Here is a 24110-nt window from a genome sequence, read left to right on the forward strand (position 1 = left end):
CCCCGCCCCCCCCCCGTGGGCGCCGCACGCCGCCTCCCCCGCCGCGGGCCCGCCCTGGGGGCGGGGCCCGGCGCCCCCCCCCCCCCCGCCCCCGCGTCCGGTGGGGCGGCGGGCATTGCTCGGTTCCAGTCGGCCGGATTCGGCGGTCCCGGGTGGAGCGATCCGCGCGTAGTAGCGCCCCGTTCGTGATCGGCCGCGTTCGGCGCGGGGGTTGCCCCCCCGGGCCGTCTTCGATCCCGCGTCGCGGGCTCGACGTGGGATCGAGGACGGGCCCGGGAATGCGCTCGGAGCACCCTTGTCAGCGGACCGCCAGGCCCTCGATCTCGATCAGCATGTCCGGGTCGGACAGTGCGGTGACGCCGACCAGGACGGTCGCCGGGCGGCAGCCCTCCCGTTCCAGGCGGGCGGTGATCACGTCGAAGTGCCGGGTGACCTCCGCGACGTCGACCGCGAAGTAGCGCAGTTGCACCACGTGCGCGAAGGTGAAGCCGGCCTCGGCCAGCGTTTCGGCGAGCCGGTCGAAGGTGGTCTCGATCTGTCCGCGCAGGTCGCGCACGTGCACGATCGCGCCGTCGGGACCCCGGGACTCGTGCCCGGCCAACACCAGCCACCGTTCCGGATTCGTCACCGACACGGCCCGGTTGTAGCCGAGTCGGTCGCCGAACATCCGCGGTCCGATGTCCTGCCTGTGCATCGCGTCACCCTTCGTCGTGATCGGTCCCGACGCGGTCCGGCTCGGCGGTGGCAACCGGCGACCCGGACCGGCGAACAGGCCCGGGCCCGGCCCATCGACGAAAACCCCGAATCGGAACAAATCCCGCCGGCGACTCTAGCCAGAACACCCACCGGTCGGGTGCCGAACACGCCGATGCGGGCCGATCGCCCGCTTCCGTCGGCGTCGAGCGAGGTCGTGCGACCCGGTCGGCGTCAACTCTCCACCCCTGCCGTCCGCGCATGCGGAATGGGCGACACGGTCGGCTCCGAGCGAATGCCGTACTGCGCCGCCTGGGCTGTGTACATGGCCCGATACCGACCCGCGTCGAGCGCCATCAGGCCCTCGTGGTCGCCCTGTTCGATCAACCGCCCGCCCTCCAGCACGTAGATGAGGTCGGCGGTGGCGGTCGCGGCCAGCCGATGGGTGATCAGCAGTACCGTCGTCCCGTCCTCGGTCATCGACCGCAGCGCGGCGAACGCGGCGATCTCCGCCTCCGGATCCAGCGCGGAGGTCGGCTCGTCGACGATGACGAACGGCGCGCCGCGATACCGGGTCCGGGCGTTGCCGATCTTCTGCCACTGTCCGCCGGAGATCTGCGAACCGCGTTGGTAGCCCTTGACGATCAGCGTGTCCCAACCGTGCGGCAACGCGTCGACCAGGTCGCTCGCGTCGGCCCGGTCGACCGCCCCCTCCACCCGGGCCTGGTCGAGCGGACGGTCCGGGCGGCCGATGAACACGTTCGCCCGCGCGGTCATCGCCCACCGCGGGAAGTCCTGCCCGAGGACCGCCACCCGGTCGAAGATCCGGTCCCGATCGGCGTCGCGGACGTCCACGCCACCCCAGCTCAGCGTGCCCTCACTGGGCAGCAGCAGCCCGGCGACCAGCTTGGACAGCGTGGTCTTGCCCGAGCCGTTCTCGCCGACCAGCGCGACCACCTTGCCCGCCGGGATACGCAGACTGACCCGGTCCAGCGCCGGCGTGTCGTTGCCGGGGTAGCAGTACGAGACGTGATCCAGCCGCACCTCGTCCACGACATGCGGCAGCGGAAGTCCGCCGGTCGGGATCGCCCGCCGCTCCGACTCGGCGCAGGCGTCCTCCAGGTCGCGCAGGTACAGCGACTCCTCGTACAGCCGGTTGACCTGCATGACCAGCGCGGTGAGGCCGCTGGTGCAGGTACGGATCGCGATCACCGCGGTACCGCCCGCGGCCAGCGGCATGCCGCCCTCGGTGAGCAGCAGCCACAACGCCGCATACACCGACAGCGCGCCGACTCCGGACATCGCGGACGCGGTCGCCTGGGTGCGGCCTTTGGCGTGCGCGAGTCGGCGGTGCTCGGCCTCCATCGTCGCGGACATGTCCTCGAACGCGTCCAGCACCAACCGACCCGCCCGGTGCGCCCGCACCTCGGCCGCCGGCGCCGGATCGATCAGGCTGTGCCCGAGGATCTCGATCGCACGCCGGTGCTCCAGCCAGGCGTGCACGGATTCGTGTTGGCGGCGCGCGGATCGGACCGCTCCCCAGCCCTTGGGGGCCGCGACCAGGAACAACAACGGCAGCAGGATCGGATTCAACAGGGTCAACACACTGCCGGTGGCGACCAGGCCGACCAGCGCGTTGATCACCGCGACCGAGGCGCCGATCATGCGCCGCACCGAATCGGTGCCGAACCGGCCCGCGTCCAGCGTGCGATGGAAGCGCGCCTCCTCGAACGCCTGGAGTTCCACTCGGGCGGCGAGCCGGTAGTAGCGGGCCGTACAGACCCGCTCGACCTGCGGTTCGAGCCGGCTGGTCGCACCCACCGAGACCGCCGCGAGCAGTGCGGACAGGGCGGTGACCACCATGATGAACAGCAGGGCCGGCGCGGCGTCACGCAAGCGATCGGTGGTCGGCACGTCGGCGAACAGCGCCACCAGCGCACGATTGGTGGCGAGCAGCCCCAGCCCGGCCGCGAGCCCCTGACCGATCTCGGCCACGAGCAGCGCGAGCACCGCGGGCCGATCCACCGTCCAGGCGGCGCGCGTGACCACCGCGACCATGCTCGGCAGTTGCCGTGCCATCGCCCAGAACGACACCCGAAGCAGTGGTTGTTCATGGTCGGTGAAGGACATGTCGTAGCGCAACGCGCCGCCGAACAGCAGCTGTTCGGACTCGGACACCGGAATCGTCCGCCGCGCGGGCGCCCGTCGACGAAACTTCACCGGGCCTCCCGAGGAGGAGTGTGCGGTCGCCGGCGGGCCGGTACGGGCGCGTGCGCGGGCGTACGTAAAGCAGAGGTGCGGAAAGCGGACGTGCGGAAAGCAGGCGTGCGGAAGGCGGACGTGCGGAAAGGCGTGACTCGCGATGGTGCCGTTGCCAAGGTGACCACGTTCCTCTTCGATCCCGAGGTGTTGCCGACGACCGCACATGCTGCCCGCCGGCCCGGCGGATCGGACAGGGCGTACGGGTGTACGGGCCGGGCGCATCCGTCTCGCGGCACGCTCGAGCACGCGCCCGACCGGCGGGCCGAACCGACGCTGTACCACGTCGGGTTCGGGCGCGGACCCGACGACGACGGCCGGGGCCGCGCGCTGTGCCGCACTCCGGCGGATCCGGGCGGTCGACGCGCGCCGTGCGATCGGATGGCGGGAGCGGCGTCGGATCGCACGACGCGTCGCCCGGATCGGCCGGATCGCCGGGAACGGCCGGTCGAGGTCGACGGTGCGCCGAGCCGGGCGAGCCACGCGGAGGGCGGAACGGTCGACCGCCGACACGCGCAGGCCGCGAGGGTCTGCCGGGCCGGGGCGCCGCGACCCCGCCGCGCCACACCGCTCACCCGCTGCGGCCTGCCCGGGCCTGGGCGACGAACTCGGCCAAACCGCTGGGGGAGGCGCGTTCCAGGATCACCTTCGGCTCGACGGCGATGCCGTACCGCTTGCCGAGCACGTCCGCGAACTCGACCGCGAGGACCGCGTCCACGCCGAGTTCCGCCCACGTGTCGTCCGGGTCGACCCGGGAGATGTCGAGGGAGACGAGTCGGGCGGTCTGATCGACGATCTCGTCGAGAAGGGCAGCGTTCACGGGCACGGTGAGGCTCCTTGACGGGTCATGGATGCGTCCCAGGCGTGGGATGGCCGGGCTGGATCGGCACGTCGACACGAGCGTTCCCGGGGCCGATGTGGGGAGTTCGCGGGTACCGGTCCGGCCGCCTGTGCCTGGGCCCATCGACCCGACACCGGCTCCTGTCGTACCGGAAACGCTAGTAGGAGCCCAGGTCCCGGCGGTAGAACGTGGCCGACCCGTCGCGGGTGGCGAAGCGTGGCGAATCGGTGTGCCCGGCGGTTGGAGCGGTGGAGAGCGAGGCCGGGCCGTACCCACCGCGTGGCGTGGGTGCCGCGCCCGGCGGTGTCACAGCGGCGGATTGAGGCCCTCGAAGAAGGCGAGGAGCGCCGCTTCCCGCAGATGCGCCGGGAGGTGGTCCAGGAGCGCGTGCACCGGCGCCAACCGGCCGTCGGTCAACAGGCCCGTCTTGAACATGAGTTCGGTCAGCGCGTCGGCGGTCACCCCGGCCTCCGAGTCGGCGAGGGCGGTGAGCTCGGCGACCGCGCCCAGTTGCTCGGGGGTGGGCAGCGGATTGCGTTCGCCGGCCGCGTGTACCGCCGAGCGCAGCGCGGTGAGCAGTTCGGGTATGTGCGGACCGTGCGTGGCGGTCATCGTGAGGTGGATCGTCGGCGGGATGCCGGGCTGGGACAGCTGGGGTTGCACGGCCCACCCCAGGCGCTCCAACTCGTCCAGGAACGCGAAGAAGTCCACGCCGTCCGTGGTCACCGCGACCAGACTCGCCGCAGGCGCGCCGAGCACGCGCAGGCCCGCGATCTCCGCGACGCCCTCGACCAGATCGGCGGTGGCCGCCAGCGTACGGGTGACCAGGTCGCGGTAGCCGTCCGCGCCGAGGTGGCGCAGCACCGCCCACGCGGCGGCGATCAGGCCGCCGGACTTCGAGCTCTGCATCGTCGAATTGACCACCGGATAGCCGGTCCAGTCGGATGCGACGAAGTACTGGGTCCGGCGCAGCGCCGCGGTGCGGTAGAGCACGATCGAGCAACCCTTGGGCGCGTAACCGTACTTGTGCAGATCCACCGAGATCGAATCCACACCCGGCACTCGGAAGTCCCAGGCCGGCACGGCGTGTCCGAGTTGTTCGGCGAACGGCAGCACCCAGCCGCCGATGCACGCGTCCACGTGGCAGCGCACGCCGCGCCGCGCGCAGATCGCGGCGATTTCGGGGATGGTGTCCACGACGCCGTGCCCGTAGGAGGGTGCGGAGGCGACCACCAGGACGGTGTCGTCGGTGATCGCGCGCTCGATCGCGGCGACGTCGGCGGTCAGGTGGATCGGGTCGATGTCCACGATCACCGGGTCGAGCCCGAAGTACTTCGCCGCCTTGGCCCAGGCCGCATGCGCCGAACGGGCGAACACGATCTGCGGGCGCGCCAGGTCGGGCCGCGCGTCCCGAGCCGCCTTGGCCGCCAGCAGGCAACTCTCGGTACCGCCGCTGGTCCAGCTGCCGGCCGCGCCCGCGGGTGCGTGCAGCATCTCGCCGACGACCGCGACCACTTGGTGCTCCAGCGTCGCGACGCTCGGGAAGGACGTCGGGTACAGGCCGTTCACGTGCAGGTACAGCTCGAACGCGCGAACGGCGACCGCTTCGACGGAGGCCGCGCCGGAATCGAACGTATTGGCCACTCCGGGCCGCCCGCGTCCGGGTTCGTCTCCGGCGTGCATGGCCGTCAACTCGGCCAGCACCTCGGCCACCGGCCGTCCGTCCGCGAACATGCCCACGCGTGCCTCCCCGCCTGTGAACGCGGCTGCTGCCGCGGCTGCGTCTGCCGATGCGGCGGCTGCCGCGAACGCGGCGGCCACTGCCCACTGCTGGTTGCGCCTGCGGTTCCGACTTCCGGGTATCCCGTACCGGGTCGGCATTCGTCGCCGGCCGGGCTCCGGTGCGGTCCGATCACCGGTTCGGGGCACCGTAGCGCGGCGGGCGGGCGATGTCTGTAGCGGGCCGCACGCGAACGGCGCCGCGGGGGTGGGTGTGTTGCGGCCCGGACGAATCGGGCCGCGATGCCTAGGGTTGGGAGACCCCAGGAACACGTTCCGAGCCACTCGAAGGGCAGATTCATGGCCGTCGCGACCGCGCGTCACCCCGACCTCGACGAACTCCTGGCATTCCTGCGCCCGCGCCATCGCGGGCTGTTGGCCACGACCCGCGCCGACGGGCGTCCGCAGATGTCGCCGGTGTCCTGCGGGGTCGACGGGGCGGGCCGGATCGTCGTGTCCACGTACCCCGACCGGGCCAAGGCCCGCAACGCCCGGCGGGACGAGCGGGTGTCCATGTGCGTCGTATCCGACGAATGGAACGGCCCGTACGTGCAGGTGGACGGCCGCGCCGAGGTGTTGGACATGCCGGAGGCGCTGGAGCCGCTGGTCGACTACTTCCGGTGTATCTCGGGTGAGCACCCCGACTGGGACGAGTACCGGGAGGCGATGCGCAGGCAGGACAAGTCGCTGATCCGCATCCACATCGACCGTTGGGGTCCGATCGCCACCGGCGGCTTCCCGGCTCGCCTGGCCGCGGCCGAATAGCGCGGGGCTGCGCGGGCGCGGGTCCCGGGTACCGGCGGGCGCGGCCGGCGGCCCATGCGTCGCGAGGTGATCGGGCGGGGGCGGGACGCCGGCGGTGCGCTCGTCGCGGCGCCGTACGGACGTCGTCCGGGGCGCGCCGCCGATCGGCGCAATGCCCGGCGAAATCGGTTCGCGGGGGGTGGGCTGGTGGGATGACCGAGGAGACTGCGGGTACCGTCCGTCCATCCGTCGATGCGCTGCCCGGCCGGCTGGCCGCCCGGCGCCGCGAACTCGGGCTCTCCGTGGCGGACATCGCCCGCCGTACGGGATTGCCCGGAACATGGGTGAGCTCCGTCGAGAGCGGATCCACCGCACCGTCCGCGCCCGCGTTGTCCCGACTCGCCGACGCGCTCGAAACCACCGTCGACGACCTGCTCTCCGCGCCGTCGGCCGGCTTCACCCACCGGGTCCCGCCTCGTCCGCCGGGTCAGGACCCGGGCCCGGGGCGGGAGTTGGTGGAGATGACCGACGAGGAGTGTCAGGCCCACCTGCTGCTGCAACTGGTCGGCCGGATCGCCGCGCTGGACGGGCCCGACCCGTTCGTGTTGCCGGTCAACTACGTGATGCTCGGCCGCGACGTGATCTTCTGTACGGCTGCGGACTCGGTCCTGGCCCGGGTCGAGGGCCCGGTCCTGTTCGAGGTGGACGACATCGTCGACGCGGCCCGGATCGGCTGGAGCGTCCTGATCCGCGGCACGGCGGAGCGGGACTCGGACCCGACGGACGTCCCGTCGGCCGCCGAGGTCCCATGGCCGGCCGACCGCCGGGACGTCTGCATCCGGATCCGGGCGGAGCACGTGACGGGTCGGCGGGTGCGGCCGAGGGTGGGGGAGGGAGCCGGGTAGCGAGCCGGTCCGGCCGCCGCGCCGGCATCGGCGCCGGCCGCATATCGTGTGGATCATGAGTACACACTTTGACGTCGTTGTCCTGGGCGCCGGTCCGGGCGGATACACCGCAGCGGTTCGCAGCGCACAGCTCGGGCTGCGGGTCGCAGTCGTCGAGCAGAAGTACTGGGGCGGCGTCTGCCTGAACGTCGGCTGCATCCCGTCGAAGGCACTGCTGCGCAACGCGGAACTCGCGCACATCTTCACGCAGGAGGCCAAGACCTTCGGGATCCGCGTCGAGGGTTCGGTGACGTTCGACTACGAGGCCGCGTTCAAGCGCAGCCGCAAGGTCGCCGACGGCCGGGTCAACGGCGTGCACTACCTGATGAAGAAGAACAACATCACCGAGTACGACGGCCACGGCTCGTTCGCCGACGCGCACACGCTGGACGTCTCGCTCACGGGCGGCGGAGTCGAGACCGTCACGTTCGACCATTGCATCATCGCGGCGGGCGCGACCACGCGCCTGCTGCCGGGCACCTCGCTCAGTGAGCGGGTGGTCACCTACGAGGAGCAGATCCTCACCGAACAACTGCCGGAGAGCATCATCATCGCGGGCGCCGGCGCGATCGGCGTCGAGTTCGCCTACGTGCTGCACAACTACGGCGTGAAGGTGACCATCGTCGAGTTCCTCGACCGGGTCGTACCGCTGGAGGACGTCGAGGTCTCCACCGAACTCGCCAAGCGCTACCGCCGGTTGGGCATCGAGGTGCTGACCTCGACCCGGGTCGAATCGATCGACGACAGCGACCCGAACGCCAAGGTCCGGGTCACCGTCACCCGCGACGGGCAGCAGCAGGTCCTGGAGGCCGACAAGGTCCTCCAGGCGATCGGCTTCGCCCCGCGCGTGACCGGCTACGGCCTGGAGACCATCGGCGTACGCCTCACCGAGCGTGGCGCGATCGACGTGGACGGCCGGGGCCGCACCAACATCCCGCACATCTACGCGATCGGCGACGTCACCGCGAAGCTGATGCTCGCACACGCGGCCGAGTCGATGGCGATGATCGCCGCCGAGACGATCGCGGGCGCCGAGACGATGGAACTCGACTTCGTGATGATCCCGCGCGCCACCTACTGCCAGCCGCAGATCGCCAGCTTCGGCTGGACCGAGGCCCAGGCCCGGGAGCAGGGCTTCGACGTCCAGGTCGCCAAGTTCCCGTTCACCGCCAACGGCAAGGCCCACGGCCTGGGCGACCCGGTCGGCTTCGTCAAGGTGATCAGCGACCGCACCCACGGCGAACTCCTCGGCGCCCACCTGATCGGCCCCGAGGTCACCGAACTCCTCCCCGAACTCACCCTGGCCCAACAGTGGGACCTCACCGTGCACGAGGTGGCCCGCAACGTCCACGCCCACCCCACCCTCGGCGAAGCCGTCAAGGAAGCCATCCACGGCTTGGCCGGCCACATGATCAACATGTGACCCGGCAGCCCTCCGGCATGTATCGCGCAACACGCGCGCAGGGTGTGCCGGAGGGCACGCATGCCGTGTCGGCGGGGATCGGTGGCCCTGCGGCCTCCGGTTCGCGCCTTTGGCGACGGTTCGACCCCGGTCCGTCCCGCGTCGATCCTTTCCCGCCGCTTCGCTCGGGGCTCGGATCGCCCGCACGGATGGCCGTTGCGGGGTAACGATCGGCCGCTACGCGCACACCCGACCTGGCGTTGGGCATGCCCGGCCACGTGGTGGCGGGCCGTTGTGGGTGCCGGGCGTCCGGCCCGCCCCCGAGCCCCTCGTGGTCACGCGGTCACCACGGGTATGCCGTCCGGGCGGTCGGCGAGCAGGGCGGCGATGTGGTCTGCGCAGCGCAGCGCCGCCGCGGCCATGGCGTTCCTGGTCATTCCGGCGATATGCGGGGTGAGCAGGGCGTTCGGCAGGCCGAACAGGGGCGAGGCGAAGGCGGCGTGTTCGTGCTCGAAGGTGTCGACGGCGGCGGCTGCGAGGGGGTGTGCGGGGTCGCGCAGGGCGTCGGCGAGCGCCTGTTCGTCGACGATCCCGCCGCGGGCGGTGTTCAGCAGGATCGACCCCGGACGCATCAGCGCCAGCTCCGCCCTGCCGATCAGCCCCCGGGTCCGCGCGGTGAGCGGCAGGTGCAGGGAGACCACGTCGCTGGTGGTCAGCAGTGCGGTGAGAGAGCGGGCCGAGGGGAGCGGTATCTCGGCGGGGCGCCGGGAGAGGGCCTGGACCCGCATGCCCAGGGCGGTTGCCCGCCGGGCCAGGGCCAGTCCGATCCGTCCCGGCCCGACGATGCCCAGGGTGAATTCCGACAGCTCCACCGCCGGTGCGGCCGGGGCGCGCCAGGTGCCCCGGTGTGCGGCCGAGTTGTGTGCCGGGAGATCCCGGGTCAGGGCGAGCAGTTGGGCCAAGGCGAACTCGGCGACCGCGTTCGCGTTGGAACCCGGGGTATGGGTGACGGCGACGCCGTGCCGGGCTGCGGCTGCCGAGTCGACGTGGTCGGTGCCCGCGCCGGCCCGGCCGACCACGCGGAGCCGATGGGCCAGGGCGGTGTCGGTCGCCGCCGCGAGGAACGAGGCGCGCAACGGCACACCGGCACGCGACTTGACCGCGTGGTGGCCGAGCCCGTCCCGGACGAACTCGGCCACCAGCGCGGCCTCGTCGAAGGCATCGAAATCGGTGAAGTCCACCCGGCCGGCCCACGCAGCCCGCGCACCGGCCCGGTCGGCCACCCGCCGAAGGTTCAGCGTGACGGCCATCCCGTGCCCGAGCAGACGCTCCAACTCCCGGCCGAGCAAATCACCGGGAGCCGCATCCAACAGCAGAATCCGACCCTGCTCCATGCAATTCCCCTTCCCGGCATGGACCCTACCGGCGCCCGGAGATGCTCCCGCACCCAACCCCGCAGGGCCGCCGCCGCGTTCCGAGTGCCGGGCCACGACGGGCGGCCCGTCGATCGCGGCGGCGGCCGCGTGGTGATCAGGACGTCCGTGGTGACCGCGACGACTTCGGACCGGCGACCCGCCGTCGGCTGACGGCAGTGTGCGCTATGACCCGTCGAAGAGCAGGAGTTCGAAGGCCTCCGTCACATCGGTGACCCGATGCTCGGGTGGGCCCGTCGGCCCGATCGGCCACTCCGGGAGCCGCTGTACCCAGATGGTCGTCAGCCCGGCCGCCCTCCCGCCGCCGATGTCGGCCACCGGGTCGTCCCCGACGCACCAGCCGCCGTCGGCCGGGGACAGCCCGCCACACCGGGCAGCGGCGATCTCGAACAACCTCGGATCGGGCTTGCGTACACCCTCCTGCTCGGAGACGGCCCACCCGTCGACGTGCGCGGCCAGACCGGTGCTGCGCATCGTGGCCACCTGTTGTGACGGATGGCCGTTCGTCACCACGCCGATCCGCCAACCCGACGCCTGCAAGTCCGTTAGGCCGGCCAGGACTTCATCGCGGCACCGGGCCAACTCCGGCATCCGCGCCCGGTACGTCGAGCACAACACCTCGACCGATTCCGACAGCCGAAATCGGCTTCGTACGGACGCGAAGAAGCGCTCCCGAGGAACGAAGCCGTCCCCGTCCACGGATGCGAGCCATTGCGCGGCCCCGTCGCCGAGACGGCGCTCGTCGGCGAACTCCGCCGACCACCGGGCAAAGGTCGCGGATCGATCGATCAAGGTGTTGTCCAGGTCGAAGAGCACCAGCCGTTGCATCGATGTCTCCCCGTGTTCCTCACGCCACCGTTGCCACGACCTTCCCATGTGCGTGACCCTCGTGGATGTAGCGAATCGCCTCGGGAATCTCGGTGAACGTATACGTGCGATCGATGACCGGCGTGAGTCGGCCGGTTTCGAGGTACTGCCGCAACAGGTCCAGATCCTCGGCGCGTTCGGTGGACATCACGCCGCACAGCCGGTGCCGTACGAACGGGCCCAGCGCCAGTGCCCGGAACATGCGGTCGACGCCGCCGAACCAACGCCCCTTGGTTTCGCTGCCGACGATGACGAGGGTCCCCCGCGGAGTGAGCGCTCGCCGGAGCAGCCCGACGGGCCGATTGCCCGCGGTGTCGAGGATGAGGTCCCATCGCCGTGTGCCGTCGGCGAAGTCCTCGCGCGTGTAGTCGATCACCTCGTCGGCGCCCAGCGAGCGGACCAACTCGACCTTGCCCGTGCTGCACACCCCGCTCACGTGCGCGTCGAACACGTGGGCGGCCAGTTGCACCGCGAACGTGCCCACGCCGCCCCCCGCGCCGATGATCAGGACGCGCTGCCCGGGCCGCACCCGGCCGCTGTCCCGGAGCGCCTGAAGGGCGGTGAACGCGGAGGTCGGTACGGCCGCCGCCTGGGCCGGGTCGAGGTTCGCCGGTTTCATGGCGAGCCTGCTCTGCGGCGTGCACGCGTACTCGGCGAAGGAACCCCGACACGTGCCGAACACCTGGTCACCGGGCCGGAATCGGGTCACATTGCGGCCCACCGCATGCACGCTGCCCGCGACATCCATGCCCCGCACGCGGTCCTTGGGTGCGCGCAGGCCGTAACCGGTGAGCCGAAGCAGGTACGGCCGGCCCGTCACCAGATGCCACACACCCGGGTCGACACCGGCCGCGTGTACCCGGACCAGCACGTCGTCCTCGCCCACCGCCGGTTGCTCGATGTCGGTCGGTCGCAGCACGTCGAGTGGTCCGTAGGTGTCCTGAACGAATGCCTTCACGGCGTCTCCCTTGCCGGGTCCGGGTATTGGAAGACCTCGTCGAGAGGCACGCCGAAGACCCGGGCGATCAGGAAAGCCATCTCCAGGGACGGCGAGTAGCGGCCCTGTTCGATGGCGATGACGGTCTGCCGGGTGACGCCCACCCGCTCGGCCAGTTCGGCCTGGGTCATCTCGCCGTGCGTGAAGCGCAGGGCGCGGATCGTATTGGTGACCCGGGTCGGCGGCTTCCTCACCATGGTTGGAAGCCCCGGCGGTAGGCGACGATCCGGGTTCCGGAGCCCAGGATCGCGGAGAGTACGAACGCCAGGTAGATCGTGTTGGCGATCCAGAAGTGGTCGAACTCGGCCAGCGCCATGGCCAGCGCCGCCACGGCGCCGACGACGACGAGGGATTGGCCGACGAACTCGGCGAACCGGCCGATCTCCCGGTCGCGTCGGTCCTTTCGGTTGGCGCCTTCGGGGGAGACGATCGACACCACGATGTGCAGCACGATCGCCGCCAGGATCGCCGCGCCGATGGTCCACACCAGGGTCGACGCGTACGACACCTCGGCGAGTGGGGCATTGCCCGCTCGCCCGACCACGACGGCGAGGTAGGTCGCGTATGCGCAGACCGTGACCACCGCCATGATCCATGCACGTTTCTCTTCAAAAGCCATGCGGCGACTCCCGGCTCGAGCATGGTGGACATGGATGACAAGGCCACGCGGACGCGAGCGGACGCGGAGAAGCCCTGCGAAGACGAGCCGATGTGAATCCATACGGACACCGGTCAATGTAAAGCAACACTGACACCAGGTCTAGTTTTCTTTACATCGATCGACCGTCTCGGAGGACGACCGCACCGACCACACCGACCGCACCGCCCGATCCGCCAAGATCCGCCAAGATCCGCCGGACACGGCCTAGACTCGCCGCTCGGACGGCTCGATTCGGGCGGGGGACGCCGTTTTGCCGCGGTGCGCCGTGCCCGATGAGGCGTGGGATTCGGGTGGCTGGAGCGACGATGGGCACGGACGAACGGATCGAACGGGCCGGACTGTGCTACGAACGGGCGGTCTTCGGAGGCGACCCGACCGGGCTTCCGGTGGCCGACCGGGAACTGGACGCGGTGGAGGCGGACTTGGCGCTGGCCCGCGGACGGGTGGCGCACGCGCGCTTCCTGGCCGATCGCAGCGCCGAGGACCCCCGCGAGGGGGCCCTGTTCGAACGGGCCGCGGAGCTCTACCGCTCGCTCGGCGACGCGCGGGGCGAAGGCGAAGCGCTGTTCTGGGTCGGCACGTTCCATCAGGTGGTCCGGGGAGACCATGTCTCCGCGCTGCCCGCGCTGGAGCGGTCCCTGCAACTGGCCACGAGCGCCGACGACAAAGCGACCATGTCGTACGCGCTTCGCCACCTGGGCATTGCGGCGCACATCGACGGCCGGTTGCCCGTGGCGCGCGAACGGTTGGAGGAATCGCTGCGGCTGCGCCGCGAACTGGGCTTCCTGCCCGGCGTGGCGGCCAACCTGGTCGGGCTGGCGTACATCGCGGTCGGGCAGGATCGCCGCGACGACGCGTGGGCGCTGATCGAGGAGGCGGGCACGATCGCGAAGTCCGCCGGCGCCGAGGGCATCGTGCGCATGGTCGAGGAGGCCCGTTCGGATCTGGCGGGCGACGTGCCTCCCCCGCTCTGAGGCCGTCGCCGGTGCGTGATCCGCCCGTGCTGCCGGGCCCCCTCCGGGGCGACGCCACCGTGGCGATCTCGAAAGCCGGGCTCCGCGGACCGTCGTCGTCCGGCCACCACCGTTCCGAGCGAGGCAGGATGGGTGCATGGGACGTGTGGTGTTGCGGGGCGGATCGGTGTTGGACGTACGCTCCGGCGTGGTCGGCGCGGCCGATGTGGCGGTCGAGGGCGGTCGGATCGTTGCCGTCGGGACCGGCCTCGACGGGGACGAAGTGGTGGACTGCGCCGAGCAGTTGGTGGTCCCCGGGTTCATCGACTGTCATACCCACGTGTGCCTGACCCAGACCCTGCGGGATCCCTTCGAACTGCCGCGCTCGGTAAGGCCGTTGTCGGCGGTACCGGTATTGCGGACGCTGTTGCGGCTCGGGGTGACCACCGTGCGCGATGCCTGGGGTGCCGATGCGGGCGTGCGGATGGCGGTCGAGCGGGGGTGGATCGAGGGACCGCAGGTGTTGATCAGCGTGCGGCAGGTGTGTACCACCGGCGGGATCGGGGACCACTGGACGCCGCGGGTGGGGGCGGTGGACTTCTTCGCCGACCCGGCGATGCCCGACCCCGTCTTCGACGGCCCGGATGCCGCGCGTGCCGTGGTGCGGCGGATGGTGCGGGCCGGGGCCGACTGGATCAAGGCGACGCCGTCCGGGGCGATGGCCTCCGGACGGGGCGTGCACGACGTACAGTTCACCGCCGGCGAGATGGCCGCGCTCGTCGACGAGGCAGCCCGGCTCGGCGGACGCGGCGTCATGGCGCACGCGCACGGCGCGCGGGCGGCGGAGCTCGCGGCCCGCGCGGGTGCGCGCAGCGTCGAACACGGCACCTGGCTCGACGACGCCGCGGTCGACGCGATGGCCGAGCGCGGGACCTGGCTGGTGCCGACGTTGTCGTGTACGCAGACCGATCCCGCGGCGGCGGCCGAGGGCGCGGCCGAGGCCCACCGGCACGCGGTCGGCCTCGCGATCCGAGCGGGTGTCCCGATCGCCATGGGCAGTGACAACCCGGTTCGACCGCATACCGAGGTGCTCCGCGAGATCGAGCACCTGTCCCGGGTCGGCCTCGGCCCCGCCGGTGCCTTCCGCGCGGCCACCCACGACGCGGCGCGGCTGCTCGGCCTCGCCGACGACCGGGGCGAGATCGCCGTCGGCAAACGCGCCGACCTGGTCCTGCTCGCCGGCACCACCCTGGACCCGACCGCACTGGACCGGCGCATCCGAGGCGTGTGGCGCAACGGAACCCGGATTCGTTGACCCGCCCCCGCCGCCGGTACGCCGTGCTCGCGTCCGCAGGCGGGGCCGACGTGGGTCGCGGCGGGAAGCGCAGCCGATCCGGGAACCGTTCGATCGTCTCGTGGAGGCGCAGCGTGGCGGCGCGGTCGCCGGCCCACGCCGGCCGGGCACCGCGAGCAGTGCGGCCTCCTCGGGCACGGCCACCTCGTAGCGTCCATGCTCCAGCGTCTCGGTCGGCTCGGCCAGGCCCGCGTCGGTGAGGTGATACTCGAACAGGGCGCGCCGGGCGGCGGGCACGCCCACCCGGTTCGCGGTCTCGATCTCGTGCGGCAGCAGTGGTCCGCCGGCGCTCGCCGCGCCCGTGGCGAAGCCGCCGCGGACCACCTCGGGCGTCACCCGGACGGAAGACTCGGCCACCGGTGTACGCGAACCCACCCGGAGGGGCCCGCTCGTGACGCCGCGCAATACCCGGCGCCGGTGCTCGACCCGGCGCTCGGCGCGTTCGCGGGTGTCCGTGTTCTCGTGGCTCGCGGCGGTGCCGAGTGCTCGGGCCGATTGCCGACCGAGGTATCCGTGGCCGCCGGTCGCGGGCGAAGGCCCCTGACGCCGCTCATCGTTGTCGTTCCCGGCCGGCATGGCGGGTGCTGCCCCCGCGCCTTCCGGATCCGAAGTCCGGTGCTCTACTGCTGAGCTACACGCCGCTGTCGTCGCTCACACGCCGGTGCCGCGCCCGGGGGACGAGGGCCGGCGCAATCGGGCGCGAGCGGCGGGGGTGGCCTTCGGCGCGGACGCGATCGCGCGTACGTCCGGCAGCAGCAGCAGACCCGCGTTCGTGGCCACCACCAACGCCGCGCCGACCAGCAGCGGGGTGCTCGTGCCGATCGCCGCGGCGACGGGGGCGGCGATCGCCAGGCCCAGCGGGCGCGTGGCGAAGGAGATCAGCGTGTCGAACGAGCCGACCCGGCCCAGTGCTTCCGACGGGATGCGGTGTTGCAGCGTGGTCTGCCACAACGGGCTCAGCACGCCCAGACCGAGCATGGCCAGGAAGTAGGCGGTGGCGACGACCGTCAGCGGTGCCCGCAGCGCGAGGGCGGCGAGTGGGAGGCCGTACAGGGCGGCGCCGATCGAGGTGGCCACCAGTGGGCGGCGCACGGGCAGCCGGGATGCGATCAGGGCGCCGAGCAGTACGCCGACGGTGCCGACCTGGGCGATGATCACCCACGAGCGGTCGCCGCCGAGTCGGTCCACCGCGATGATCGGGCCGAGGGTGAGCAGGAAGCCGGCCGCCAGGTGCCAGACGCCGTGCGCGACGACATTGGCCAGGAACCAGGGATGGCGCCGGGTCTCCACCCAACCCGCGCGCAACTCGCCGAGGAATGGCCCGCGTTCGGTCTTGCGCACGACGCGTTCGGGGCGCAGGCCGCCGAACGTGGCGGCGGACCCGACGAACAGCAGGCCGGTCAGCAGCGAGGACCAGCCGGCCCCGACGGCGAGCATCAGGGTGCCGGCGGCAGCGGGGGCCGCCACCTGGGCGAGGCCCTGCGCGACGCCGAGCCGGGCGTTGACCCGCAGCCGCTCCGACTCGGGCACCACCGCGACCACCAGCGTGTGGATCGGCGAGGTGCCGAAGGCCACGGCGGCGCCGGTGAGCGCGGACAGGATCGCCAGGTCCGGGATTCGCACCGGGCCCGCGAGCAGTTCGGCGCCGATCGCCAGCTGGGCGCCGGCACGGACCAGGTCGGCGGCCAGGATCACCCGGTGCGGGGGGAAGCTGTCGGCGATCACGCCCGCGACCGGGAGCAGCAGCAACATCGGCAGTAGTTCGCAGGCCAGTACCAGACCCAGATCGGTGCCCGAGCCGGTGTGTACGAGAGCCAGGGTCAGCGTGGTGGGGATCAGGGCCGTCGCAAGGGCGGCGAAGGTGCGGCCGAGCAGGAGCCGGCGCGTGGCAGGGGTCATGGCACCGGAATGTATTTCGTCAGCAAATCATTCGTCAACGAATTATCATCGGCCGAGCATAATGGCCGCATGCACGGTGAGGGCCGGGGACAGAGACGGGCACGGGACGGCGGCGCCGACGGTCCGGCCCGACCCGAGGGCGAGGCCGGCGGCGCGGGTGCCGTCGACGTGTCCGCCGAGGCCGAGGCGGGGGTCGCCGTCGAGGATTCGGTCGACCGGCACATCGCGCGGTGGCGGCACAAGGCGCCGTTCGACGAGCGCGTGGAGGGGATCGTCACCCGGATCCAGATGCTGACCAAGCACCTGGCACAGGTCAAGGGACGTGCGCTTGCCGAGGTCGGGCTCCAGGCCTTCGAGTTCGACACGCTGCACCGACTGGCCTCGCGCGGTACGCCCTACCGGGCCACGCCGTCCGAACTGGCCGCGGAGCTCATGGTGTCGCCGGCGGGGATCACCGGCCGGCTGGACACCCTGGAGGAGGCCGGTTCGATCCGACGCATCCGCGGCACCGACGACCGTCGCCGGGTCGATGTCGAACTCACCGAGTCGGGCCGCGCGCACTGGACGGCCGCGATGAAACTGCTTGACCGGGCCGAACGCGCGATGGTCGACCCCTTGGAGGAGGCGGATCAGGACGTACTGATCGCGCTGCTGAAGCGGATGTTGCTGCGGGTGGAGAACGCCGGCTGAGGTGGCGCGGGGGTAGGGACGTACTCGGTCGGCATCCGGGCGCGGATCGGCGTCCGGGTGCGGGTCGGCGTCCGAGCCCGGGTCGGCGTCCGGCCCCGGAGCGGGGACACGCAGGCGCGACCGATGCGCACGTTGCTTTCGGGCGCTCCCGGATGTTCTCCCGCGCCCGCGCCCGCGCCCGTGCTCCCGCCCGCGCCCGCGCACTCCCGCACCCCGGCGCCTCGTGCCCCGGTAGCCCCTGTCCTCCGGCGCCGCGCGTCCCCGGCACCGCGTGCCCCCGGTTCGGCTCCGGTCAGTTCTTGACGGCCCGCAGCACCACGAACTTCGGGTCACTGGCCACGATGTCGCAGTTGCCGAACAGTCGGCGCAGCTTGACGTGGTAACCCAGGTGCCGATTGCCGATCACCCACAGTTCGCCACCGGAGCGCAGCGCCGCACGCGAACCGGCGAACATCCGCCACGAGATGGCCTCGGTGGTGGCCCGATGGGTGTGGAACGGCGGGTTGTTCAGGACCAGGTCGACGCTCTCGGCCCGCACGTCCGTCAGACCGTCGCCGACCACGAACTCGGCACCGGCATCCGATCCCAGGTTCTCCTGGAACGTGGCCCGCGCCGAGGCGACGGCCTGATGCGACTCGTCCACGAACAACACGTCCGAGCGCGGGTTGGCCAGCATCACCGCGGTACCCACCACGCCGTTGCCGCAGCCCAGGTCCACCACCCGGTCGCGACCGGTGCGGCGCGGGAGGTTGCGCAGCAGGAAGCGGGTACCGATGTCGAGTCGGTCGGCGCAGAAGATGCCCGCGTGGTTGGTGACCACGATCCCGGATCCCGCGCCGACGTCGGCGGGCAGCGTGTAGCTGCGCGGCCAGGGGCTCGCCGTACGCGGGAGCGTGGGGTCGGGTGTGGTGAAGATCAGCCGGGCCTTTTTGACCGCGAGCGAGGTCCGGGTCGGGCCGATGATGCGCTCGAACAGCTTGAGCGTCGAGGTGTGGATCTCGGTGGTCATCCCGGTACCGACCACCACGGTGTCCGCGTGCACGCTCGGCGCGAGCCGGTGCAACTGGTCCTCCAACAGGGCCAGGTTCTTCGGGACCCGGACGATCAGTACGTCGATGCGCTCCGGCGGTGCGTCCCGGGTCGACAACAACCGCACCCAGTCGGGGTCCGCCTCGTTCCGTGCCAGGTTGGCTCGGGTGGCCTCCTGGCCGAGGAAGGAGTCGCTGATCTGTACCGGCCGGGACTCGGCCAGCGCGGTGACCAGCGCGCCCCACCGGTCGCCCACCACCACGACGCTGCCGGACAGATCCGTCGGCTTGTCGTCGTCGATCCCGGCGAGGTGCCGCAGCACGTACTCGTCGGCCGCGTCCCACGCGCGCAGCAGATCGCGGGGATCCTCGGGGTAACGGGTGAGCTCGAACTCGCCGGAAGGCGCAGAGAAACGGTTCATTGTCCACCCAGCCTAGCCGGGCCCGGGGTGCGGTCGCTCGGCGGTCGCTCCGCCGCGGGACGGGTCGGACGGGGCCGCCGATCGGGCGCCGGTCGACGGGACCGGCATCGGCCGCCCACGATCGAAGCCGTCCCCGTGGGGCCGCCTGCGCGCGCTGGGACCGGGCCCGAGCGGGCGGGCCGCCTCCGAGCCCGGGCCGGCGGTGAGCAGGGTGCGGTGCGCAGTGTGGCCCGGTGGCGGCGATCCGCCCGGGCGCTTCGTCGGAGCGTCAGTCTGTGTGGCCGAGGTCGAAGCGTTCCGCCAGTACGGCGCCGGCCCGGCGCAGCCAGTGTGCGGCGTCGGCCTGGGCCGCGGCCGTCGAGCCGGCGAGGCGGGTCAGGTCGGTGGCGGCCACGACACCCGCCGGCAGCGGCGCGGCCACCGATCCGGCGACCAGGGCCACCGGCACGCCGGAGCCGTGGTGGGCGAGGTCGAGCACCGTGCCGACCACCTTCCCGTGCGTGGACGTGGCGTCGAAGCGGCCCTCGCCGGTGATCACGAGGTCCGCGCCGGCCAGCGCGTCGGGCAGGCCGGCGAGTTCGGCCACGCGGATGGAGCCGGGGACGATCGAGGCCTTCCACGCGGCGGCGAACCCGTACGCCGTACCACCGGCGGCACCGGCTCCGGCGGCGGCCGGGTCGCCGCCGAGGAGGGCGGCCAGGCGCGCGAGACCCGCGTCCAGGGCGGTGACGTCGGCGGCGGACGCGCCCTTCTGCGGGCCGAACACGGCTGCCGCGCCGGTCGGGCCCAGCAGCGGGTTGGTGACGTCGGTGAGGATCTGCACGCCGCCGGGCGGAGGTGTCGCCAAGCCGGTCGTGTCGATCGCCGAGAGGCGGGCCAAAGCCCCTCCGCCGTACGGTAGTTCCTTGTCGTCGAGATCGCGGAAGCGGGCGCCGAGCGCGGCCAGTGCGCCCGCTCCGCCGTCCGTCGAGGCCGAGCCGCCCACCGCGACCACCAGGGCGGACACCCCCGCCCGCAGCGCCGCGCCGACGACCACGCCGAGGCCGGCGGTGTGGGCGCCCATCGGGTCCGGCGCGGCCATCAGCGGCAACCCGGATACGGCGGCCAACTCGACGACGCCCGTACCGTCCGGCAGCCGCAACCAGGCCGTGTCGACGGGCCGCCCGTCGGGACCGGGCGCACCGAGCACCGGCACCCGCACGGCTGCGGGTACCGCCCGCGCCACGGCGTCGAGCGTGCCCTCACCACCGTCGGCCAGCGGCAGCCCCACCACCTCGTCCCCGGGCCGCACCCCCAGCCACCCCTCGGCCAACGCGCCCGCGGCCGCATCGGCGGCGACGGTGCCCTTGAACGCGTCGGGAGCGATCACGATGCGCATCACGCATTCCACCTTCTTGCTCGCCAGCCGCCATGGCGACCGGGAATGGGGCGACAGGTTCGTCGGGAGGCACGGTCCCGAACGAACGGGCCGAAACGATCACGACGGCGACATGACCCACCAACGGTAGGGCGTGCGTGGCGCACCGGCGTGCGGGCGTACATGCGGCGCCGGCCACCCGCTTCTCGGCTTCGACGTCGATGCCGATCGGGTGGTGCTTCCGACGGATGTGCGGAGTCGGTGACCGGGGCGACCGGGCGACGGGTCGCCCCGGGCCACGGCCGTGGCAACGACCGGGGTCCCGGGGGCGGTTCGCGGTCGGTGGGGTCAGGCGAGGACCTCCGTCACGTAGCGGCGCTTCATGGTGTCGACCACCGCGTCGCCGTTCGCGGCCCAGACGTCGGCGTTGAAGATTTCCACCTCGATGTCACCGGTGTAACCGGCCCTCTCGACCGCCGCCGTCAGTGTCCGGAAGTCGATCACGCCGTCGCCCATCATGCCCCGGGCGAGCAGGTTGTCGGCCGGTAGCGGCAACACCCAGTCGCAGACCTGGTACGAGGCGATCCGCTCGCCCGCCCGGGCGATCGCCGCGAACAGGTACGGATCCCACCACACATGGAACGCGTCCACCACGACGCCCACCTGCCCGACCGGATGCGGCTCGGCCAGGTCGAGCGCCTGGTCGAGGGTGGACAACACCGCGCGGTCGGCGCAGTACATCGGGTGCAGCGGCTCCAACGCGAGTCGCACGCCGTGCGCACCGGCGTACGGCGCGAGTTCGGCCAGCGCCTCGGCCACCCGCTCCCGTGCGCCCAACAGATCCCGGTCCCCGTCGGGCAGCCCGCCCACGACCAGCACCAGGCACGCCGCCTCCACCGCCGCGGCCTCCTCGATCGCACGGCGGTTGTCCTCGATCGCCTCGGCCCACGCGCCCGGCTCACGCGCCGTCAGAAACCCGCCGCGGCACAGCGACGACACCCGCAACCCGGCGTCGCGCACCAGCTTCGCCGCCTCGGCCGGGCCCGCGTCGGCGACCTTGTCCCGCCACAACCCGATCGCGGGCAGCCCCGCCCGCGCACACCCGTCCACCGCCTCGCGCAACGACCATTCGCGCGTCGTCCACTGGTTCAGCGACAGCCGCGCCAGCCGCGGGTCACCGGCCTCGGGAGTGGCCGTGGCCGCGGGCCGTCCACTGGGTACATCCAACGTGCTCATGCCGGCGCTCCCGTGCCCGTGCCCACTTCCGCATGCCGTTCCCGGCCCGTCCCCGTGCCCACTTCCGTGCCCGCCTCCGTAGTCGTGCCCGGCTCGCGTCCGCGTTTGCCTCCGCCTCGGAGGACGAAGACCGGACGCCCGGCGCCGAGTGCGCCCGCCCGCCTCACGCGCGCACCCCGGCCACCGCGAGCAGCGCCCGCATGCGGTCGGCCGCCAGGTCTGCGTCCGGGAGCAGGCCCGCCGCGTCCGCGAGGCGATATGCCTGCGCCAAGTGTGGGAGCGAGCGCGCCGATTGGGCACCGGCGATCATGGTGAACGCGGGTTGGTGGCCGGTGAGCCAGGCGAGGAAGACGATGCCGGTCTTGTAGTGATAGGTGGGGGCGGCGAACAGATGCCGCGACAGCGGGACCGTCGGTGCGAACAGGGCGTCGTAGCCCGCCGAGTCGCCCGCATCCAGCGCGCGCAGCGCGCCCGCCGCAACCGGGGCGATCGCGTCGAAGATGCCGAGCAGCGCGTGGCTGAAGTGCCGGTCGTCGCCCCGGATCAGCTCCGGGTAATGGAAGTCGTCCCCGGTGTAGAGCCGTACGCCCGAAGGGAGTTCCGCGCGCAACCGGATCTCGTGGTCGCGGTCGAGCAGCGAGACCTTGACCCCGTCGACACGGTCCGCGTGCTCGCGCACCAGCTCCAGGAAGACCTCGGTCGCCGCGTCCACGTCGGCCGATCCCCAGTAGCCGGCCAGCGCCGGGTCGAACACCTCGCCCAGCCAGTGCAGTACGACCGGACGCCGCACCTGCCGGAGCAGCGCGCCGTACACCCGGCGGTAGTCCTCGGCGCCGCGCGCTGCCGCGGCCAGCTGACGGCTGGCCATCAGCACCACCTTGGCGCCCGATTCCTCGACCACCGCGACCTGTTCCGTGTAGGCGGCGATCACCTGATCGACGGTCAGGTCCGGGTCGGCGTGGTCGGTGCCCGCGCCGCACGCGATCAGCGTGTACGGATCGCCGACCGTGGCCGCCTCGGCGGCGCTGCGCCGGATCAGTTCGGCGGTGGCCGCCCAGTTCAGGCCCATGTTCCGCTGCGCGGTGTCCATCGCGTCCGCGACCGCGAACCCGTGCGACCACAGGTGGTGCCGGAAGGCGAGGGTGGCGTCCCAGTCCGGCACGGCCGGCCGGCCCGGGGTGTTGTCCGCGAGCGGGTCGGCCACCACGTGCGCGGCGGCGTATGCGGTGCGGCTACGAAAGGCCGGCCCGCCGGGGGCCGCACCGAGGTAGACCCCGGTGGGCCGGTACGCCTCCAGTGCGCCGCTCGTGGTGGGCAGCAACAGGTCGGCGGTCATGCGGACTTCCCATCCAGCACGGGCAGCTCCACCCGACGGCCCTCGGCCGAGGAGCGCAGCCCGCACTCGGCCAGTTGCACGCCGCGTGCCCCGGCGAGGAAGTCGAAGGCGAACGGTTCGTCGGCCACCACGTGCCGGACGAAGTCCTCCCACTGCACCTTGAATCCGTTGTCGAAGCCGGCGTCCCCCGCGTTGTCCGGCACTTCCTGCCACTGGTCCCGGAACGGCTCGGTGACCGGAAGGTCGGGGTTCCACACCGGAGTCGGGGTCGCCGACCGGTGCTGCACCCGGCAGCGGCGCAAGCCCGCGACCGCGCTGCCCTCGGTGCCGTCCACCTGGAACTCCACCAGTTCGTCCCGGTTGACCCGCACCGCCCAGGAGGAGTTGATCTGCGCGACGATTCCGCCTGCGAGTTCGAAGATGCCGTATGCGGCGTCGTCGGCGGTCGCCGGGTACTCGCGCCCCTGCTCGTCCCACCGGGTGGGGATGTGCGTGACCGCCTTCGCGGTCACCGCCTCGACCCGACCGAACAGGTTCTCCAGCACGTAGGACCAGTGGCAGAACATGTCCACGACGATGCCGCCGCCGTCCTGGGAGCGGTAGTTCCAGCTCGGGCGCTGGGCGGGCTGCCAGTCGCCCTCGAACACCCAGTAGCCGAATTCGCCGCGTACCGAGAGGATCCGGCCGAAGAAGCCGCCCTCGATCAGCCGACGCAGCTTGAGCAGGCCGGGCAGGAAGAGCTTGTCCTGCACCACGCCGTGCTTGACACCGGCGGCGTCGGCGGCCCGGGCCAGGTCGAGTGCGCCGGTGAGCGTCTCGGCGGTCGGCTTCTCGGTGTACACGTGCTTGCCCGCCGCGATCGCCGCGTGGATCGCCTGCTCGCGGGCCGTGGTCACCTGTGCGTCGAAGTAGATCGAATTGGCCGGGTCGGCCAGCGCGCCGTCCAGGTCCGTCGTCCACGCGTCGATGCCGTGCCGCTCGGCGATCGCGCGCAACTTCTCCGCGTCCCGGCCGACCAGGACCGGTTCCAGCCGGACCCTGGACCCGTCGGCGAGCGCGACGCCGCCCTGGTCGCGGATGGCCAGGATCGAACGGACCAGATGCTGACGGTAGCCCATCCGGCCGGTGACGCCGTTCATCACGACGCCGAGGGTGTGGGTGGTCATGGGGGCCTCTCAAAAGCGGACGGAACGGAAGCGGTGGGCCGATCGGGCG

General features: G+C 72.3%; 21 protein-coding genes and 1 tRNA gene. 6 read left to right on the forward strand and 16 right to left on the reverse strand.

The annotated features are described in order from the left end of the window. Window positions 1-298: 298 nt before the first annotated feature. From ACIBM5_RS42755 to ACIBM5_RS42770, 4 genes are all read right to left on the reverse strand, one after another. The gene (locus ACIBM5_RS42755; protein ID WP_396012093.1) at window positions 299-694 is read right to left on the reverse strand and encodes a Rid family hydrolase; all 396 of its coding nucleotides are present in this window, start codon (window positions 692-694) and stop codon (window positions 299-301) included. 233 nt (window positions 695-927) lie between these two features. Further along, complete coding sequence (locus ACIBM5_RS42760; RefSeq protein WP_396012094.1) at window positions 928-2871, reverse strand: ABC transporter ATP-binding protein; 1944 nt, start codon at window positions 2869-2871, stop codon at window positions 928-930. 652 nt (window positions 2872-3523) lie between these two features. Beyond that, on the reverse strand, window positions 3524-3778 hold the full coding sequence (locus tag ACIBM5_RS42765; protein WP_396012095.1) for an acyl carrier protein: 255 nt from the start codon (window positions 3776-3778) through the stop codon (window positions 3524-3526). Window positions 3779-4099: 321 nt separating this feature from the next. Further along, window positions 4100-5527 (reverse strand): pyridoxal phosphate-dependent decarboxylase family protein, encoded by a 1428-nt coding sequence (locus ACIBM5_RS42770; RefSeq protein ID WP_396012138.1) that lies wholly within the window; start codon window positions 5525-5527, stop codon window positions 4100-4102. A gap of 345 nt (window positions 5528-5872) precedes the next feature. On the opposite strand from ACIBM5_RS42770, the gene ACIBM5_RS42775 reads away from it, so the two are divergent. The 3 genes from ACIBM5_RS42775 to lpdA all read left to right on the forward strand — a co-directional run bounded on the left by ACIBM5_RS42775 (window position 5873) and on the right by lpdA (window position 8683). Then, window positions 5873-6337, forward strand: coding sequence for a PPOX class F420-dependent oxidoreductase (locus ACIBM5_RS42775; protein ID WP_391585709.1), 465 nt, complete (start codon window positions 5873-5875; stop codon window positions 6335-6337). Window positions 6338-6528: 191 nt separating this feature from the next. Beyond that, on the forward strand, window positions 6529-7221 hold the full coding sequence (locus ACIBM5_RS42780) for a helix-turn-helix domain-containing protein (protein WP_396012096.1): 693 nt from the start codon (window positions 6529-6531) through the stop codon (window positions 7219-7221). 55 nt (window positions 7222-7276) lie between these two features. Beyond that, window positions 7277-8683 (forward strand): dihydrolipoyl dehydrogenase, encoded by a 1407-nt coding sequence (gene lpdA, locus ACIBM5_RS42785; protein ID WP_396012097.1) that lies wholly within the window; start codon window positions 7277-7279, stop codon window positions 8681-8683. Between the two features lie 314 nt (window positions 8684-8997). Here the strand turns inward: lpdA and ACIBM5_RS42790 are convergent, their stop codons facing one another. The 5 genes from ACIBM5_RS42790 to ACIBM5_RS42810 form a co-directional block, all read right to left on the reverse strand. Next, window positions 8998-10056 carry an NAD(P)-dependent oxidoreductase gene (locus ACIBM5_RS42790; RefSeq protein WP_396012098.1) on the reverse strand — a complete coding sequence of 353 codons (1059 nt, stop codon included), beginning with the start codon at window positions 10054-10056 and terminating at the stop codon, window positions 8998-9000. A 204-nt stretch (window positions 10057-10260) separates the two neighbouring features. Further along, window positions 10261-10923 (reverse strand): HAD family hydrolase, encoded by a 663-nt coding sequence (locus ACIBM5_RS42795; protein ID WP_396012099.1) that lies wholly within the window; start codon window positions 10921-10923, stop codon window positions 10261-10263. Between the two features lie 19 nt (window positions 10924-10942). Continuing rightward, window positions 10943-11920 (reverse strand): NAD(P)-dependent alcohol dehydrogenase, encoded by a 978-nt coding sequence (locus ACIBM5_RS42800; RefSeq protein ID WP_396012100.1) that lies wholly within the window; start codon window positions 11918-11920, stop codon window positions 10943-10945. Then, window positions 11917-12156 carry a helix-turn-helix transcriptional regulator gene (locus tag ACIBM5_RS42805; protein ID WP_396012101.1) on the reverse strand — a complete coding sequence of 80 codons (240 nt, stop codon included), beginning with the start codon at window positions 12154-12156 and terminating at the stop codon, window positions 11917-11919. Before ACIBM5_RS42805 ends, ACIBM5_RS42800 begins: the two co-directional genes overlap by 4 nt. Then, window positions 12150-12578: a hypothetical protein gene (locus tag ACIBM5_RS42810; RefSeq protein WP_396012102.1), complete on the reverse strand. Its 429-nt coding sequence runs from the start codon at window positions 12576-12578 to the stop codon at window positions 12150-12152. Before ACIBM5_RS42810 ends, ACIBM5_RS42805 begins: the two co-directional genes overlap by 7 nt. Window positions 12579-12925: 347 nt before the next feature. On the opposite strand from ACIBM5_RS42810, the gene ACIBM5_RS42815 reads away from it, so the two are divergent. Both ACIBM5_RS42815 and ACIBM5_RS42820 read left to right on the forward strand, forming a co-directional pair. Next, the gene (locus ACIBM5_RS42815; protein WP_396012103.1) at window positions 12926-13594 is read left to right on the forward strand and encodes a tetratricopeptide repeat protein; all 669 of its coding nucleotides are present in this window, start codon (window positions 12926-12928) and stop codon (window positions 13592-13594) included. Between the two features lie 136 nt (window positions 13595-13730). Beyond that, a complete protein-coding gene (locus ACIBM5_RS42820; protein WP_396012104.1) occupies window positions 13731-14888 on the forward strand; it encodes an amidohydrolase family protein in 1158 nt (385 codons plus the stop codon). 608 nt (window positions 14889-15496) lie between these two features. Here the strand turns inward: ACIBM5_RS42820 and ACIBM5_RS42825 are convergent. Continuing rightward, a tRNA-Arg gene (locus tag ACIBM5_RS42825) sits at window positions 15497-15568 on the reverse strand. A 10-nt stretch (window positions 15569-15578) separates the two neighbouring features. Next, on the reverse strand, window positions 15579-16826 hold the full coding sequence (locus ACIBM5_RS42830; RefSeq protein WP_396012105.1) for an MFS transporter: 1248 nt from the start codon (window positions 16824-16826) through the stop codon (window positions 15579-15581). 9 nt (window positions 16827-16835) lie between these two features. On the opposite strand from ACIBM5_RS42830, the gene ACIBM5_RS42835 reads away from it, so the two are divergent. Beyond that, the gene (locus ACIBM5_RS42835) at window positions 16836-17516 is read left to right on the forward strand and encodes a MarR family winged helix-turn-helix transcriptional regulator (protein ID WP_396012106.1); all 681 of its coding nucleotides are present in this window, start codon (window positions 16836-16838) and stop codon (window positions 17514-17516) included. A gap of 292 nt (window positions 17517-17808) precedes the next feature. Here the strand turns inward: ACIBM5_RS42835 and ACIBM5_RS42840 are convergent, their stop codons facing one another. The 5 genes from ACIBM5_RS42840 to ACIBM5_RS42860 form a co-directional block, all read right to left on the reverse strand. Beyond that, window positions 17809-18966, reverse strand: coding sequence for a methyltransferase (locus tag ACIBM5_RS42840; RefSeq protein ID WP_396012107.1), 1158 nt, complete (start codon window positions 18964-18966; stop codon window positions 17809-17811). Window positions 18967-19234: 268 nt separating this feature from the next. Beyond that, a complete protein-coding gene (locus ACIBM5_RS42845) occupies window positions 19235-20344 on the reverse strand; it encodes a glycerate kinase (RefSeq protein WP_396012108.1) in 1110 nt (369 codons plus the stop codon). Between the two features lie 327 nt (window positions 20345-20671). Beyond that, window positions 20672-21559 (reverse strand): sugar phosphate isomerase/epimerase family protein, encoded by an 888-nt coding sequence (locus ACIBM5_RS42850; protein WP_396012109.1) that lies wholly within the window; start codon window positions 21557-21559, stop codon window positions 20672-20674. 163 nt (window positions 21560-21722) lie between these two features. Beyond that, window positions 21723-22895: a dihydrodipicolinate synthase family protein gene (locus tag ACIBM5_RS42855; protein WP_396012110.1), complete on the reverse strand. Its 1173-nt coding sequence runs from the start codon at window positions 22893-22895 to the stop codon at window positions 21723-21725. Further along, on the reverse strand, window positions 22892-24061 hold the full coding sequence (locus ACIBM5_RS42860; RefSeq protein WP_391585695.1) for a Gfo/Idh/MocA family protein: 1170 nt from the start codon (window positions 24059-24061) through the stop codon (window positions 22892-22894). Before ACIBM5_RS42860 ends, ACIBM5_RS42855 begins: the two co-directional genes overlap by 4 nt. Window positions 24062-24110: the final 49 nt, after the last annotated feature.

The organism is Embleya sp. NPDC050493 (assembly GCF_044458105.1).
In the GTDB taxonomy this organism is placed as follows: Bacteria; Actinomycetota; Actinomycetes; order Streptomycetales; family Streptomycetaceae; genus Embleya.

Bases quoted from the DNA above. Each gene is read 5' to 3' on its own strand.
- ACIBM5_RS42820 (WP_396012104.1), top strand. From the start codon at position 13,731: ATGGGACGTGTGGTGTTGCGGGGCGGATCGGTGTTGGACGTACGCTCC.
- ACIBM5_RS42815 (WP_396012103.1), top strand. From the start codon at position 12,926: ATGGGCACGGACGAACGGATCGAACGGGCCGGACTGTGCTACGAACGG.
- ACIBM5_RS42860 (WP_391585695.1), bottom strand. From the start codon at position 24,061: ATGACCACCCACACCCTCGGCGTCGTGATGAACGGCGTCACCGGCCGG.
- ACIBM5_RS42795 (WP_396012099.1), bottom strand. From the start codon at position 10,923: ATGCAACGGCTGGTGCTCTTCGACCTGGACAACACCTTGATCGATCGA.
- ACIBM5_RS42845 (WP_396012108.1), bottom strand. From the start codon at position 20,344: ATGCGCATCGTGATCGCTCCCGACGCGTTCAAGGGCACCGTCGCCGCC.
- ACIBM5_RS42835 (WP_396012106.1), top strand. From the start codon at position 16,836: ATGTATTTCGTCAGCAAATCATTCGTCAACGAATTATCATCGGCCGAG.
- ACIBM5_RS42830 (WP_396012105.1), bottom strand. From the start codon at position 16,826: ATGACCCCTGCCACGCGCCGGCTCCTGCTCGGCCGCACCTTCGCCGCC.
- ACIBM5_RS42780 (WP_396012096.1), top strand. From the start codon at position 6,529: ATGACCGAGGAGACTGCGGGTACCGTCCGTCCATCCGTCGATGCGCTG.
- ACIBM5_RS42810 (WP_396012102.1), bottom strand. From the start codon at position 12,578: ATGGCTTTTGAAGAGAAACGTGCATGGATCATGGCGGTGGTCACGGTC.
- ACIBM5_RS42775 (WP_391585709.1), top strand. From the start codon at position 5,873: ATGGCCGTCGCGACCGCGCGTCACCCCGACCTCGACGAACTCCTGGCA.
- ACIBM5_RS42850 (WP_396012109.1), bottom strand. From the start codon at position 21,559: ATGAGCACGTTGGATGTACCCAGTGGACGGCCCGCGGCCACGGCCACT.
- ACIBM5_RS42755 (WP_396012093.1), bottom strand. From the start codon at position 694: ATGCACAGGCAGGACATCGGACCGCGGATGTTCGGCGACCGACTCGGC.
- ACIBM5_RS42770 (WP_396012138.1), bottom strand. From the start codon at position 5,527: ATGTTCGCGGACGGACGGCCGGTGGCCGAGGTGCTGGCCGAGTTGACG.
- ACIBM5_RS42855 (WP_396012110.1), bottom strand. From the start codon at position 22,895: ATGACCGCCGACCTGTTGCTGCCCACCACGAGCGGCGCACTGGAGGCG.
- lpdA (WP_396012097.1), top strand. From the start codon at position 7,277: ATGAGTACACACTTTGACGTCGTTGTCCTGGGCGCCGGTCCGGGCGGA.
- ACIBM5_RS42805 (WP_396012101.1), bottom strand. From the start codon at position 12,156: ATGGTGAGGAAGCCGCCGACCCGGGTCACCAATACGATCCGCGCCCTG.
- ACIBM5_RS42840 (WP_396012107.1), bottom strand. From the start codon at position 18,966: ATGAACCGTTTCTCTGCGCCTTCCGGCGAGTTCGAGCTCACCCGTTAC.
- ACIBM5_RS42790 (WP_396012098.1), bottom strand. From the start codon at position 10,056: ATGGAGCAGGGTCGGATTCTGCTGTTGGATGCGGCTCCCGGTGATTTG.